Below are 14122 nucleotides of genomic sequence, written 5' to 3' on the forward strand. Positions count from 1 at the left end.
GGGCGTGAAATCTCAAGAGGTTAGGCCGGGATCAGCCCAGTTTGCCCATCGCAACAGCCACATCAGCCATGCGGACCGAAAAACCCCATTCATTGTCGTACCAGGCCAGCACCCGCACCATGCGGCCGTCCAGCACCCGGGTCTGATCCGGCGCAAAGATCGAGCTCTCGGGCGAGTGGTTGAAATCGGTGGAGACCAGCGGTGCCGGCTCATAGCCCAGAACACCCTTCATCGGGCCTTCGGCGGCTTCCTTGACGGCGGCGTTGATCTGCTCAGGGGTCACATCGCGGCCAGCGCGGAAAGTCAGGTCCACGGCGGAGACATTCGGGGTCGGCACGCGGATGGCGGAACCATCAAGGCGGCCTTTCAGGTTCGGCAGCACCTCACCCAGGGCCTTGGCGGCGCCGGTCGAGGTCGGGATCATCGACATGGCGGCAGCGCGGGCGCGGTACAGGTCCTTGTGGCGGCGGTCCAGAGTCGGCTGGTCGCCGGTGTAGGCGTGGATGGTGGTCATGATGCCGTGCTCGATGCCGAACGCCTCGTCCAGCACCTTGGCCAGCGGCGCCAGGCAGTTGGTGGTGCAGGAGCCGTTGGAGATCATGGTGTCGGCGGCGGTCAGCTGGTCGTCGTTGACGCCGAAGACGATGGTCTTGTCGACGTTTTTGCCAGGGGCGGACAGCAGTACTTTCTTCGCACCGCGCTCCAGATGCGCTTTGGCCTTCTCACCGTCGTTGAACTTGCCGGTGCATTCCAGAACCACGTCGCAGCCCGACCAGTCCAGCGCGCCCAAGTCGTAGGTCGAGAACATCTGCATGTCGCCGCGGCCCAGGTTCATGGTGCCTTCGCCAATGGTGACCTCGCCGGGGAAACGGCCATGCACGCTATCGTATTTGATCAGGTGTGCTGCGGTCTCCAGCGGGCCGGTGGCGTTCACCTTGATCACTTCGATGTCGTCGCGGCCCGAAGCGGCGATGTGCGACAGGGTGCAGCGTCCGATGCGGCCAAAACCGTTGATCCCGACTTTGATGGTCATGAGTTACGTCTCCAAGCGAGCAAAAACCTTTGATCGCCATATAGACCGGTGCAGATGTGGTCTAAAGAGGTAAAAGCGTCATTAAATGAAACTGTTAGCGCAAAAAGCGAACGATGGCGCTAACGGTTTGCGGCGGTGGCGTTAACGGAAATCGGCTGGGTGCGGACGGTGGCGCTAACGCTTGTGCTGCGGCGCGGAAGCGGGCAGATTGCCACCAAACGCGAACAGGATTTGAAGGATTGGGTATGAGCGGTTTGCTGGCGCTTCTGGATGATGTGGCGGGGATTGCCAAGGTTGCGGCGGCCTCGGTTGATGATGTGGCGGCGGCAGCGGGCAAGGCCGGAGCCAAGACCGCGGGCGTGATCATCGACGATGCGGCGGTGACGCCGAAGTACCTGCAGGGCTTTGCGCCTGCGCGCGAGCTGCCGATCATCTGGCGCATCACCCGCGGGTCTCTGTTCAACAAGCTGATCCTGTTGATGCCGGTGGCGATGCTGCTGGCGAATTTTGCGCCGTGGCTCATTACGCCCTTGCTGATGCTGGGCGGGAGTTATCTGTGTTTTGAAGGGGCTGAGAAGATCTTTCACGTCCTCTTTCCGCACGTCAGCCACGCCATCGACGAAGACATGAGCGTCAAGGATCCCGGCCATCTGGAAGAACAGAAGATCAAGGGCGCGATCAAGACCGATTTCATCCTGTCCGCCGAAATCATGACCATCGCGCTGGCCGCCATCGAGGCGCCGAATGTCTGGATGCAGGCGGCGACCCTGGCGGTGGTGGCGATTGGCGTCACGCTGGCGGTCTACGGCTCTGTCGCGCTGATTGTGAAGATGGATGATGTGGGGCTGTATATGGCTGAGAATGCCCATACCGGCTTTGGCCGCGGGCTGGGGCGCGGGCTGGTCAAGTTCATGCCGGTGCTGATGAAGATCCTGTCGGTGGTCGGCACCGCGGCGATGCTGTGGGTTGGCGGCTCCATCATCATCCACGGGCTGGAGGTTCTGGGTTTTGGCTGGCTGGGCCATCACATTCACGACTGGGCCTATGCTGTGGGCCATGCGGTGCCTGCCGCTTGGGAGGGCCTTGCGGAGTGGACGGCAAAGGCGGCAATGGACGGGGTGTTTGGCGTGGTCTGGGGGCTGGTGCTGATCCCGCTGGCGACCAAGGTTGTGGGGCCGGTTTTGGGGATGTTTGGAGGCCCGAAACAGGGCAGCTGAGTGTTTGCTACATCTTGTCTGTTTTTGAGTTGTACAGGAAATGATATTGCGAGTTATTTGACGAGGCTAACGAAGAAATGAAGTCAGCTAAAGTCAGTTTTCATCATAACTTTCCAGAGACTCCAGTGAGCGCTTGGGCGGGGCAAGGTGGAAGGCTTGGTTTCGCGAGATTGATGCTACGGGGCACCTAAAATCGCTTACTCAGGTGCGTCACCCATTTCCTGCACAACGCAAGTTATGGTGTCTTTTGGAGGTTCACTTCGACCAAATTGACCTTGTCTTCGCTACGCCACAAGAACTAGATCAGTTTATCTGTGTATTGTCGGAAAACCCGCTACCTTCTGGGCCGTCCTTGGTACGCAAGTGTTCAATTGGACGCCCTCACAGACACTGGCTTGCAAAGTTGCCTGCCAAGGCAAAGGCACTAAAATTCCGAAGACGATTATGTGCATACTTGTCTGAATGTGACGCAGCTACTCAGTTCAGAGATTTCTATGAGAAAGACCCAGTCAGAATAGACTTCCCTGGATACTTCGACACGCTTCAAGAAGCGAGGGAAGGTAGACGAACGCCATGACCTCCGTTTCCTCAAACATGCTCTCCAAGAATAGCTGTAGGTAGATTGAGGTGAATGCTGCTTCCCGAACTAAAAAGGGCACCCTATTGGGTGCCCTCGCATTTATGTATTTCTATTCAATTCACCCCAGCAGCTCTTTCACCTTCGCCACTGTGCCCTCAGCCGTAATGCCGAAACGCTCGAACAGCTCGCCTGCCGGGGCAGAGGCGCCGAAGCGGTCCATGCCGACGAAACCGGCTTTCTTCTCCTGGCCGCGCTCGCCCAGCAGCCAGCGGTCCCAGCCGCCGGCGCGCATGGCGGCCTCGATGCCGACGCGGACCGGGCCTGCGGGCAGGACCTTGCGGCGGTAGGCTTCGTCCTGCTGCGCAAACAGCTCCATGCAGGGCATGGAGACGACGCGAGTGCCGATGCCCTCGGCTTCCAGCTTGGCCTTGGCGTCCATCGCAACGGCAACCTCAGAGCCGGTGGCGATCAGGATCACCTGGCGCTTGCCCTCGGCCTCGGCCAGAACGTACGCACCTTTTTCGACCATGTTGGTCAGCTTATGCTCGGTCCGGACGGTCGGCAGGTTCTGCCGGGTCAGGGTCATCACCGAAGGGGTGTCTTTGGAGGTCAGGGCGATTTCCCACGCCTCGGCGGTTTCCACAGTGTCGGCGGGGCGGAACACATAGGTGTTCGGGGTCGCACGGCAGATTGCCAGATGCTCCACCGGCTGGTGGGTCGGGCCGTCTTCGCCAACGCCGATTGAATCGTGGGTCATCACAAACACGGTCGGGATCTTCGACAGGGCGGCCAGGCGCATTGCCGGGCGGGCATAGTCGGTGAAGCAAAAGAAGGTGCCGCCGTAAGCGCGCACGCCGCCGTGCAGCACCATGCCGTTCATCGCGGCGGCCATGCCGTGCTCGCGGATGCCCCAATAGACGTAGCGGCCCTTGCGGTTGTCGGTGTCGAAGGTGCCGAGATCACCGGTCTTGGTGTTGTTGGAACCGGTGAGGTCAGCCGAGCCGCCCACGGTTTCCGGCATCAAGGGGTTGATGACGGCCAGCGCCATTTCCGAGGATTTACGGGTGGCAACCTTTGGCTGGTCTTCACTGACCTGCTTTTTCAGCGCCTTGATGGCGGCGGACAGTTTCTTGGGCGCGTCCAGTGCATAGGCACGGTTGAAACGGTCCTGTTTCTGCGTCGACAGCTCGGCAAAACGGCCTTCCCAGGCTTCGCGCTCGGACTTGCCGCGCGCACCGATCTCTTCCCACTGGGATTTGATCTCGCTCGGCACTTCAAACGCGCCGCCGGTCCAGCCATAGGCGTCCTTGGCGGCCTTCAGCTGGTCCGCATCGGTCAGGGCGCCGTGGCCCTTGGAGGTGTCCTGTGCGGCGTGGCCCAGAGCGATATGGGTTTTGCAGGCGATCATCGACGGTTTCTTGGACTTCTTGGCGGCCTCGATGGCCTCGTCGATGGCCTTGGGGTCGTGGCCGTCGATTTCCAGCACCTGCCAGCCCGACGCCTTGAAGCGCTGCACCTGGTTGGTGCGGTCGGACAGATCAACGGTGCCGTCGATGGTGATGTTGTTGTTGTCCCAGAACACGATCAGTTTGCCCAGCTGGTGGCGGCCGGCAAGACCGATGGCTTCCTGGCTGATGCCTTCCATCAGGCAGCCGTCGCCGGCGATCACATAGGTGTGGTGATCCACGACCTTGCGGCCGTAATGGGCGCGCTGCATTTCCTCGGCCATGGCAAAGCCGACAGCGTTGGAAATACCCTGGCCCAGCGGGCCGGTGGTGGTTTCAACCGCATCCAGCAGGAAGTTTTCCGGGTGGCCCGCAGTCAGCGCGCCAGTCTGGCGGAAGTTCTTGATCTGATCCAGGGTCACCTGGCGGTCGCCAACAAGATACAGCAGCGAATAGATCAGCATCGAGCCGTGGCCCGCCGACAGGATGAACCGGTCACGGTCCGGCCACTGCGGGTTGGATGCATCGAATTTGAGGTGCTTTTCGAACAGCACGGTCGCCACGTCGGCCATGCCGATCGGCATACCAGTGTGGCCGGAATTGGCGGCGGCGACGGCGTCCAGAGCCAGCGCGCGAATGGCGGCGGCCTTGTTCCAATGGTCGGGATTGGCGGTGCGCAGGGCTGTCAGGTCCACTTGGATCGTCCTTTGGCGTTAACAGGCAATTGCTGCGCTCAATAACAGCGATGCCGCAAAGATCAAGCATGGTTGCGCCTATGTCTGCTATGTTGCGCGAAGTTGGCGCGGCAAGTGGTTGAAACACAAGGGGGGTGTTTTATCCCTGAAAGGGAAGAACTGGCCCATGTCGGCGGCAGATGCGCGATTCGCGCGGGCGCCGGAACGAATATGGCACTGATGTGGACGGGTGAGGGACAGGCATGAACCAGATTGAAGAATTGCAAGGCCGCATTCAGGCCGCACTTGAGCGTATCGGCACCGGCACGGCTGCGCTGCAGGAGGCGCGCGAAGCGGATAAGGTCAAGGCCGCAGAGGTTGCTGCCGAGGCCGCTAAGGCGGCGGAAGCGGCTGCTGCCGGGGCTGCGACGGCTGAGATTGAACAAGCGCTGGAAGAAGAAAAGCTCGCCAACGCCCAGCTTGAAGAGCGTGTGAAGGTGTTGCGCGCACGTCTGCAGGAGGCCGGAAACCAGGCTCCCGCCGCAAATGAAGATATCGCGGCGATGGAAGCCGAGCTGCAGTTGTTGCGCAACGAAGCCGGGGATCCGGCGGAAAAAGAAGCCCTGCGCGGTGAAGTTGCAAGGCTGAAGGGGAGCTGGAAGCCGCGGCAAATACCGCCGCCAGTGACAAGGAAGCGCTGGAAGACCAGCTGTCTGAGGCCCAGGCTGCCAATGACAGCCTGAAGGCCCAGCTGGAGGAAGCGTCGGCTGCTGCGGCAGCACCGGCGGATACGGCCCCGGCCCAGGACAGGGGCGCAGAGATTGAACGCCAGAATGAAACCCTGCTGCGGCTTGATACCGAACTGCAGCAATTGCGTCAGGCCAACGAGGAGCTGCGTGCCTCCAACACAGCGCTGCGCGATGCAAATGCCCAAAGCCTGGGCGATGCCGGGCTGATCAACACGGCTATGGAAGCCGAGATCGAGGGGCTGCGCGCGGCGCAGGCCAGCGACCAGGCCCAGGTCAACGCGGTGCTGGCCAAGCTGGAGCCGCTCTTGGCCAATGCCCGCAACCTGCCGGAAGGGGAGGAAGTCTGATGCCCGAAGTGACCATAATGATCGGCGGCCGCGGCTTTGAGGTGTCCTGCCAGGAAGGTGAGGAAAGCTATCTGCATTCCGCCGCCAAAATGCTGGATGACGAGGCGCAGGTGCTGTCGGACCAGATCGGCCGGATGCCCGAGGCCCGGATGCTGCTGATGGCCGGGCTGATGCTGGCTGACAAGACCGCCGCGGTCGAGGACCGGATCAAAGAGGTTGAGGCCGTTCTCGCCGAACGCGACCAGGAGCTGGCGGAGTTGCGCGCCATGCCGGCACCGGAACCCGAGCGGATCGAAGTCCCGATCGTGCCGCCGCAGGTTACTGAGAGCCTGGCTGAACTGGCCGCCCGGACCGAGGCGCTGGCCCAGGAAATCGAAGAAAAAGCACAGCCGGCGGGCTGAGCTTGTCCCGCGCCTGCGCCGGGGTGAAGGAAAACGGCAAAATATTGTTCCTTTTCCGGCCTTTGCCGGACCCGCTGGAAACACTGTTTTTCATGCAGTCAGGCCGCCCGGCGCTCGTCCGCGGCGGGTGTTTACGATAGCTTCACCGCACGGGCAGAAGTCCTGACGCAGTGGAGCAGCACAGAATGTACGAAGCCTTGATCCTGGGAGTCTTGTTGCTGGCCGGCGCCTCGGCAAGTGCTTATGACTTTGACCTGCCGCTGCCGGAAGAAGAGCAGCCCGATACAGAACCCACGGAAAATTCCGACCGCCTGCAGCTTGGCGATGAGGCTGACAGTATTGATGCCGGCAAAGGCAATGATCAGGTGCGCGCCGGCGATGGCGATGATACGGTATCCGGCGGCCCGGGGCTGGACATACTGCAAGGCGAAGGCGGCGCAGATCTGCTGTCTGGTGGCGAATTCCACGACATTTTGCTGGGCGGTGCGGGCGCGGATGTGCTGGACGGCGAAGGCGGCAAGGATATCCTGTTCGGCGGCACCGGCGACGACACGCTGATGGGCGGGGACTGGGATGATGTGCTTGCAGGCGGCGAGGGTTCGGACGACTTGTCCGGCGGGCGCGGCAACGACAACCTTTTCGGTGTCAGTGTTGACCCGGAGCCGGATGCCGGGACGCTGAAATCCCTGCGCGACGGTGAGGAATCCGCGGAGAATATTTTTGCTTTGTCCGCGGATGATGAGGCTGACACGCTGGACGGCGGCGATGGCAACGACTTCCTGGCCTTGGGGCAGGGGATACCGCCATTGGCGGCAGCGGCAAGGACGTGTTTGAGCTGCACCGTGATCCGGATGCAACCGGCGTAATCACGATTGAGGATTTTGAGGCCGGAACCGATACCGTTCGGGTTGCTGGCGGCAATACCGGCGGTTTCAGCATTCAGCGGGAGGAAGACAGCGGCGATGCGCTTGTCCTGGAAAACGGCAAACTGGTTGCAAGGCTGCTGGGGCCGGCGACAGTTTTGCCTTGGAAAACCCGGGCTTTTCGGGCAATGCACCCGCGAATTCAGGCTGACCCGGCCTGAAGCGCCACCGGTTTCGCGCCTGCGATTGCAGACCTGAGTTCACTGTTTCTCATTGGGAAACAAATTGTTTAAGGCAATTTTTAGGCAAAATAACAACAAATTCTGGACCAATTTGAAGAATTCCCGTAGCTGAGTTGTGATGTATTTCTGCTTTCTACTTTTGGGGGACTAAATGATTGGCGCACTTGTTCTGAGCACATTGGCAGTTGCCGGCCTGGCGATCAGCTTTGATGACGGCGATGATAACGCGCCCGAACCGGATCCCATTGATGAAAACCCTGAACCTGTACTGCCAGGGACCCTTCCTACGGATGGGCCGGACGATCTGATCCTGGGGATGAAGACGATGTTCTGGACGCAGGAACCGGGGCCGACCGGGTACAGGCCGGGGGCGGCAATGATCAGATCTCGGGCGGCGAGGGCAAAGACACTGTGCTGGCAGGCGACGGCAGCGACACGGTGTCCGGCGGCGCGTTTCATGATCTGATTTACGGTGGCAACGGCAATGACCTTTTGTCCGGCGACGGCGGCCTCGACACGATTTTCGGCGAAGGCGGCAACGATACGCTGGACGGCGGCGACTGGAACGACTCGCTGGTTGGCGGCCTGGGCTATGACAGCCTGACAGGCGGCATCGGAAACGACGTGCTGATTGCCGGCGCAGGAAAAGACGTGGCCGATGGCGGCGAAGGCAATGATACCATCTCCGGCGGCGAATTTCATGACATTGCCTATGGCGGTGCCGGAAACGATTCCCTGTCGGGCGATGGCGGCATTGACGTTCTGTTCGGCGACGAGGGCAACGACACGCTGGACGGCGGCACCTGGGATGACGACCTGATCGGCGGCGATGGCGCGGATGTTCTGAATGGCGGCGCCGGCAATGATGCCCTGAGCGGGGTAAACCTGACGCGGGACCTGACGCCGGAAGAGGTTGCCAGTCTGCGCGACCAGGATGAGGGTGCAACGCTTGAGGACGTCGGCTTCTCCAACGCGGACGACGGCGCGGATACGCTGGATGGCGGCGCCGGCAATGACTTCCTGCTGATGGGCGCCGGCGATACCGGAACCGGCGGCGAGGGGCAGGATGACTTCAGCCTGTATATGTCGCAGGACGCAACCGGTGTCATCACCATCACCGATTACACACCGGGCGAAGACGTGGTTCAGCTGGTCTTTGACAATGGCAGCGAAACCGTGAATGCCGACGACTACAGCGTTGAAAACGATGCGGAAACAGGCGACGCGCTGATCCTGCAGCAGGGCGAGGTTGTGGCCCGGTTGCAGGGGGCCGGCGAAAGCTTTACCGCCGATGACCTGGTGCTGATCGACGCGGCGTAAAACCCGGCATCGGTCACGAAACAAAAAAGGCCTGCCGCAACAAAATGCGGCAGGCCTTTGTAATGAAAAGAGCCTTCAGCTTTTAACCGTTGGCTTCGCGGATCTTGTCGGCAGCATCCTTGTCAAAGGCGATGCTGTTCTGTTCGAACATGCCGTCCAGTTCGCCTGACAGGGTCATCTCGGTGATGATGTCGCAACCGCCGACGAATTCGCCCTTGATGTAAAGCTGCGGAATGGTCGGCCAGTCGGAGTATTCCTTGATGCCCGAGCGGATGTCCTCATCCGCCAGCACGTTCACATCGGTGTAGTCCACGCCGATGTAGTTCAGCACGCCCGCCACGCGCGAGGAGAAGCCGCACTGCGGCATTTCCTTGGTGCCTTTCATAAACAGCACCACGTCGCTGGCTTTGACGGTTTCGTCGATGCGGGTTTTTACGTCGGTCATTGGTTCATGTCCTTTTCGTCGTGCCGCCGTGGATGGACCGGCAGAAAGTCGTTGAGCGCGAGATATGCCACAATGGGCAGCAATAAAAGGGCCGCAGCCGGAGAAACTTGATTTCCCGCAAATTCAAGCAGTCAGCCCAACCGGCCTACTCCGGCGCTTTTGTCGTCAGTGCCAGGGCGTGCAGTTCGCCATCGGGGCCGTCCATCTTGCCTTTCAACGCGGCATAGACGGCGCGCTGCTGCTGGACGCGGTTCTTGCCGCGGAAGCTTTCGTCGACGACCATCGCCGACATGTGAACGCCGTCGGTGCCTGCCACCTGGATTTCAGCGTCAGGGAAGCTTTCGCGCAGCAGTTCTTCGATTTCGTGGGCTTGCATGGGCATCCGGGGAAGTCCTTTGTCTTGTTTGGTAAAAATGTAGGTGGGCGCCGGGGCTGTGCAAGCGGGATTAACCGCGGTCCTGCGCAAAAGGCGCAAGGGTTTCGACAAATTCCGGCACCGCCGCCAGGGCGTCCTGCACGCTGTTTTCCTCAAAATCCCAGACAGAGGTGGGGTTGTGCGGGCAGAGCGCTGCGGTCAGTTCTGCACAGCGGGTTTGCAGTTCCGGCGGCAAGGGCAGGGCGGCGGCCTCCTGCAGCACCAGCAAAGCTTCGTGGATGGGCCGCAGCACCCGCAGAGCATAGGTCATATGGGTCAGCAGGTCCGGGTCATCCTGCCAGGTTTCGCCGTCAAACAGGATTTGCGTAACCCTCTGGCCGGCCCCGGCGCAAGAATAGGCGACGCAGCCGCCAAAGCCGCACGCAGCCAGGTCGGAATGAATGCTGCAGCGGAAATCCGGAGCGAGGTTGGGGCAGGGGTATCTGCCTGTTTCAGCAGGCCAAAGTCCTCATGCGCCTCAAACGGATAGGCCACACAGCACAGACCTGCGCAGCGGCTGCAATCCTCTGTCAGCTCAGGAAGGGTCATGGGCCGGTCCCCGGTTCAAAACAAAGGGCGGGACGGCTGTGCCATCCCACCCTATGCATCAGTCTGCCACGGTGCCCGGTTCGGGCATTGCGTGTTTCAATCAGGCGACAGCAGCGGCAAAGCTGGAGCGGAAGATGTCCTTCAGCTCTGCCAGCGGTGCTTCGGAGCCTCCGATCTTAACCATGTCGCCGCCGAACTTGCCGACGGTAACCAACGGCACACCGGCCTGGCCAGCAGCCAGCATCAGCGCCTCGGCCTGATCAAAGTTGCAGGCGATCAGGTAGCGCGCCTGGTCTTCGCCGAACACGGTCTGGGTGTCGCCCGCGTCGATCTGCACGCCGACGCCGGCCTCTTCGGCCAGCTCGAACGCCGCCAGCGCCAGGCCGCCGTCGCCAAGGTCGGTACAGGCTTTGATGAAATCGCGGTTGGCGCGGATGAATTCGCCGTTGCGCTTCTCCGTCTCCAGATCGACCGCCGGGGCGTCGCCGTCCTCGCGGTTAAAGACCTCGGCCAGCAGTGCCGACTGGCCCAAGTGGCCAATGGTTTCCCCCACCAGCAGGGCGACATGGCCGTCGCGGGCTTCGCCGGTGATCGGCTCCTCGCCCGCCGCAATCAGGCCCACGGCGCCGATGGTCGGGGTCGGCAGGATGCCCTTGCCGTCGGTCTCATTGTACAGCGACACGTTGCCGGAGACGATCGGCATATCGAGCGCGGCCACGGCTTCGCCGATGCCTTTGATGGCGCCGACGAACTGGCCCATGATCTCGGGCTTTTCGGGATTTCCGAAGTTCAGGTTGTCCGTTGTTGCCAAGGGCTTGGCGCCAACAGCTGTCAGATTGCGGTAGGCTTCGGCCACCGCCTGTTTGCCGCCCTCAAAGGGGTTCGCCATCACGTAGCGCGGGGTCACGTCCGAGGTGAATGCCAGCTTTTTACCGGTGCCGTGCACCCGGACAATACCGGAACCGGCGCCGGGGCGGCGGGCGGTATCGCCCATCACGGTGGTGTCGTACTGCTCATAAACCCACTGCTTGCCCGCATAGTTGGGCGAGGTGAGCAGCGCCTTGAGACCATCAATCGGATCAATGGTGGGCACGTCGGCGTCGGTCAGCGGTTCAGCCGCCGGGGTCGGGACCCAGGGGCGGTCGTATTCCGGCGCGGTGGAGGCCAGTTTGGACAGTACCAGATCCGCCTTCACGTCGCCGTTATGCAGGATCAGGAAACGGTCTTCGGCAATGGTCTCGCCGACAATGGCGAAATCCAGGTCCCATTTTTCGAACACCGCACGCGCTTCGGCTTCCAGCGACGGTTTCAGCACCATCAGCATGCGTTCCTGAGATTCCGACAGCATCATCTCATAGGCTGTCATGTTCTCTTCGCGCTGCGGCACGTCTTCGAGGTTCAGCTTGACGCCCAGTTTGCCCTTGTCGCCCATTTCGACGGCAGAGCAGGTGAGGCCAGCCGCACCCATGTCCTGGATCGAGATCACAGCGCCGGTCTGCATCAGTTCCAGCGTGGCTTCCATCAGGCGCTTTTCAGTGAAGGGGTCGCCGACCTGAACGGTGGGGCGTTTTTCCTCAATGGTGTCATCGAATTCTGCCGACGCCATGGTGGCGCCGCCAACGCCGTCACGCCCGGTTTTGGCGCCCAGATACACAACCGGCATGCCAACGCCCGACGCGGCGGAATAAAAGATGGCGTCGGTCTTGGCCAGGCCCGCAGCAAAGGCGTTGACCAGGCAGTTGCCGTTGTAGGCGGGGTGAAAGCGGACTTCACCGCCCGCGCAAGGCACCCCAAAGCAGTTGCCGTAGCCGCCGATGCCCTCAACCACGCCGTTGACCAGCTGGCGGGTCTTGTGGTGGGACGGCTCGCCAAAGGACAGCGAGTTCATCGAGGCGATTGGCCGCGCGCCCATGGTGAAGACGTCACGCAGGATGCCGCCAACCCCGGTTGCCGCACCCTGATAGGGTTCGATGTAAGAGGGGTGGTTGTGGCTTTCCATCTTGAACACCACCGCGTCGCCATCGCCGATGTCGACGATGCCGGCGTTCTCACCCGGGCCGCAGATAACTTGCGGGCCATCGGTCGGCAGGGTGCGCAGCCATTTCTTGGAGGACTTGTAAGAGCAGTGCTCGTTCCACATCGCCGAGAAAATGCCCAGCTCGGTGAAGGTCGGCTCGCGCCCGATGATTTCCAGGATCAGATCGTATTCGTCGGGCTTCAGCCCGTGATTGGCAATCAGTTCAGGCGTGATGGCGGGTTCCTGCATCCGTAAACGTCCCCAATGGCTGCGATTGCGCGCCTTTTAGGGCAAGGAGGGGCGCGGGGGAAGCGGAATCAGCCGGCTCCCGGCCAGATGCCGGCAGAGGCGTCTTTGCGCCGCAGCGGCTGATCCGCTGAACAGGTTTAAGCTTTAGTCTTTTCAAAGCGGTAGATTTGCGGGCGTGCGGTTGGCCAAGCGCTGAAATTACAAGCATGACGAAAGTCTGCGGCGTTTGGAAAAAGAAAAGAAAAGACTTTGTTTTTTCCGCGCTGCTATCCAAGGGCATGTCCAGCCCCATTGGCGGGCCGCCGCAAGCTGTCAGGACTAGGGTGCGCATATCCAGACCGCCTGTCGATCAATACCCCTTTGGGGTCAATGTGTTACGGCCAAAAAAAAGGCCGAGCACTAAGCTCGGCCGAAGTCCAACAGGGAGGTATGAAGGGGGCGAAGCCGCCGCCTTCATGAGCTTCATTTAGGGCGCCGGGCCTGCCCCTTCAAGGGGATTAATGTCAAAGATGGGTCAATGCTGGTATGCGGAAATTGCATGGCTTGGGGCGCTGCACCGGTTCGGACAAATCAAAACCGGCCACGACGCTGCATTGCAGCGCGAACTTGGCCCGCTGATGCGTCGGCGCGGGTCAGAGTTTCCCCAGCTCTTTCATATGCTTCCGGTGCGCCATGATTTCGGATTGCACAAAGTCGCGGAACGCGCCGACCCGCTGGGAATGGCGCAGTTCTTCGGGATAGGCGAGGTAGACCGGCACGCTGTGCTGATCCTCTTCCGGCAGCACCTCGACCAGTTGCGGGAATTCCTCGGTCACATAATCCGGCAGAATGCCGACCCCCAGATTGTGCAGCACGCCCTGCAGCACGCCGAAATAGTTGTTGACGGTCAGCAGCGACCCCGGGTTATGGGCCATCAGCATTTTACCAAGAACCGCGGCTGAACCCACTTGGGCGGAGCGCTGGTTCTGACAGATCAGCCGGTGCTGGGAAATGTCTTCAGCGGTTTCCAAAGTGCCGCGCTGTTCCAGATAGGCCGGAGAGGCATATAGACCCATCCGCACCGTCATCAGCCGCTTGCGCACCAGATCGGCCTGGCTGGGTTCTTTCATGCGGATGGCCACATCGGCCTCGCGCATCGGCAGGTCCAGAACACGTTCTTCCAGCATAAGGTCGATTTTCAGATTGGGATACTGCTCATACAGTTTGGTCAGCCGCGGCGCCAGCCACAGGGTGCCGAAACCCACAGTGGTGGTGACGCGCAACTCGCCGAACACTTCCTCCTCGCTGTCGCGGATGCGGGCAGAGGCGGCTTCAAGCCGGGTGGACATGGATTGGGTGGCGTCAAACAGCAGCTCACCCTGTTCGGTGAGAATCAGTCCGCGCGCATGGCGGTGAAAAAGCGTCGCATTCAGGCTCTCTTCCAGTGCCCGGATCTGGCGGCTGACCGCCGATTGCGACAGATTCAGCCTGTCACCGGCATGGGTCAGGCTGCCCGCATCGGCCACCGCGTGAAATATTCTGAGCTTATCCCAATCCATATGCGTTACTTTCTGTGCGTTTGGGGCCGACTGTATGA

14 protein-coding genes are annotated in these 14122 nt (G+C 61.1%); 6 read left to right on the forward strand and 8 right to left on the reverse strand.

Annotated elements, in window-relative coordinates; all coding sequences use genetic code 11:
* Positions 1-31 precede the first annotated feature (31 nt).
* The gene (gap, locus tag ETW23_RS09940) at positions 32-1033 is read right to left on the reverse strand and encodes a type I glyceraldehyde-3-phosphate dehydrogenase (protein WP_134829896.1); all 1002 of its coding nucleotides are present in this window, start codon (positions 1031-1033) and stop codon (positions 32-34) included.
* 245 nt (positions 1034-1278) lie between these two features.
* On the opposite strand from gap, the gene ETW23_RS09945 reads away from it, so the two are divergent.
* Entirely contained in the window at positions 1279-2250 is a 972-nt protein-coding gene (locus tag ETW23_RS09945; protein WP_134829897.1) for a DUF808 domain-containing protein, read from the forward strand.
* 698 nt (positions 2251-2948) lie between these two features.
* Here ETW23_RS09945 and tkt read toward each other — a convergent pair.
* Positions 2949-4970: a transketolase gene (tkt, locus tag ETW23_RS09955; RefSeq protein WP_134829898.1), complete on the reverse strand. Its 2022-nt coding sequence runs from the start codon at positions 4968-4970 to the stop codon at positions 2949-2951.
* Between the two features lie 242 nt (positions 4971-5212).
* On the opposite strand from tkt, the gene ETW23_RS25890 reads away from it, so the two are divergent.
* From ETW23_RS25890 to ETW23_RS09985, 5 genes are all read left to right on the forward strand, one after another.
* Entirely contained in the window at positions 5213-5692 is a 480-nt protein-coding gene (locus tag ETW23_RS25890) for a hypothetical protein (RefSeq protein WP_254695185.1), read from the forward strand.
* A gap of 128 nt (positions 5693-5820) precedes the next feature.
* Complete coding sequence (locus ETW23_RS25895; protein ID WP_254695186.1) at positions 5821-6045, forward strand: hypothetical protein; 225 nt, start codon at positions 5821-5823, stop codon at positions 6043-6045.
* Positions 6045-6446 carry a cell division protein ZapA gene (locus ETW23_RS09965; protein WP_129370963.1) on the forward strand — a complete coding sequence of 134 codons (402 nt, stop codon included), beginning with the start codon at positions 6045-6047 and terminating at the stop codon, positions 6444-6446. Before ETW23_RS25895 ends, ETW23_RS09965 begins: the two co-directional genes overlap by 1 nt.
* A gap of 185 nt (positions 6447-6631) precedes the next feature.
* The gene (locus ETW23_RS09970) at positions 6632-7312 is read left to right on the forward strand and encodes a calcium-binding protein (protein ID WP_134829899.1); all 681 of its coding nucleotides are present in this window, start codon (positions 6632-6634) and stop codon (positions 7310-7312) included.
* 650 nt (positions 7313-7962) lie between these two features.
* Positions 7963-8871 (forward strand): calcium-binding protein, encoded by a 909-nt coding sequence (locus tag ETW23_RS09985; RefSeq protein WP_134829901.1) that lies wholly within the window; start codon positions 7963-7965, stop codon positions 8869-8871.
* Between the two features lie 82 nt (positions 8872-8953).
* On the opposite strand, the gene grxD is transcribed toward ETW23_RS09985, so the two are convergent.
* The 6 genes from grxD to ETW23_RS10015 form a co-directional block, all read right to left on the reverse strand.
* A complete protein-coding gene (gene grxD, locus ETW23_RS09990) occupies positions 8954-9316 on the reverse strand; it encodes a Grx4 family monothiol glutaredoxin (protein ID WP_129370960.1) in 363 nt (120 codons plus the stop codon).
* Positions 9317-9461: 145 nt separating this feature from the next.
* Complete coding sequence (locus ETW23_RS09995; protein WP_019297755.1) at positions 9462-9698, reverse strand: BolA/IbaG family iron-sulfur metabolism protein; 237 nt, start codon at positions 9696-9698, stop codon at positions 9462-9464.
* Positions 9699-9762: 64 nt separating this feature from the next.
* Positions 9763-10002 (reverse strand): hypothetical protein, encoded by a 240-nt coding sequence (locus tag ETW23_RS25905; RefSeq protein ID WP_254695187.1) that lies wholly within the window; start codon positions 10000-10002, stop codon positions 9763-9765.
* A gap of 378 nt (positions 10003-10380) precedes the next feature.
* Complete coding sequence (gene purL, locus ETW23_RS10005; protein WP_129370959.1) at positions 10381-12546, reverse strand: phosphoribosylformylglycinamidine synthase subunit PurL; 2166 nt, start codon at positions 12544-12546, stop codon at positions 10381-10383.
* Positions 12521-12838, reverse strand: coding sequence for a hypothetical protein (locus ETW23_RS10010; protein WP_134829902.1), 318 nt, complete (start codon positions 12836-12838; stop codon positions 12521-12523). Before ETW23_RS10010 ends, purL begins: the two co-directional genes overlap by 26 nt.
* 340 nt (positions 12839-13178) lie before the next feature.
* Positions 13179-14084, reverse strand: coding sequence for a LysR family transcriptional regulator (locus ETW23_RS10015; protein ID WP_129370958.1), 906 nt, complete (start codon positions 14082-14084; stop codon positions 13179-13181).
* Between the last annotated feature and the right edge of the window lie 38 nt (positions 14085-14122).

It is taken from the genome of Leisingera sp. NJS201, from assembly GCF_004535885.1.
Lineage (GTDB): Bacteria > Pseudomonadota > Alphaproteobacteria > Rhodobacterales > Rhodobacteraceae > Leisingera.

Bases quoted from the DNA above. Each gene is read 5' to 3' on its own strand.
- gap (WP_134829896.1), bottom strand. From the start codon at position 1,033: ATGACCATCAAAGTCGGGATCAACGGTTTTGGCCGCATCGGACGCTGC.
- ETW23_RS09945 (WP_134829897.1), top strand. From the start codon at position 1,279: ATGAGCGGTTTGCTGGCGCTTCTGGATGATGTGGCGGGGATTGCCAAG.
- ETW23_RS25890 (WP_254695185.1), top strand. From the start codon at position 5,213: ATGAACCAGATTGAAGAATTGCAAGGCCGCATTCAGGCCGCACTTGAG.
- ETW23_RS09965 (WP_129370963.1), top strand. From the start codon at position 6,045: ATGCCCGAAGTGACCATAATGATCGGCGGCCGCGGCTTTGAGGTGTCC.
- ETW23_RS09970 (WP_134829899.1), top strand. From the start codon at position 6,632: ATGTACGAAGCCTTGATCCTGGGAGTCTTGTTGCTGGCCGGCGCCTCG.
- grxD (WP_129370960.1), bottom strand. From the start codon at position 9,316: ATGACCGACGTAAAAACCCGCATCGACGAAACCGTCAAAGCCAGCGAC.
- ETW23_RS09995 (WP_019297755.1), bottom strand. From the start codon at position 9,698: ATGCCCATGCAAGCCCACGAAATCGAAGAACTGCTGCGCGAAAGCTTC.
- ETW23_RS25905 (WP_254695187.1), bottom strand. From the start codon at position 10,002: ATGACCTATGCTCTGCGGGTGCTGCGGCCCATCCACGAAGCTTTGCTG.
- purL (WP_129370959.1), bottom strand. From the start codon at position 12,546: ATGCAGGAACCCGCCATCACGCCTGAACTGATTGCCAATCACGGGCTG.
- ETW23_RS10010 (WP_134829902.1), bottom strand. From the start codon at position 12,838: ATGGGGCTGGACATGCCCTTGGATAGCAGCGCGGAAAAAACAAAGTCT.
- ETW23_RS10015 (WP_129370958.1), bottom strand. From the start codon at position 14,084: ATGGATTGGGATAAGCTCAGAATATTTCACGCGGTGGCCGATGCGGGC.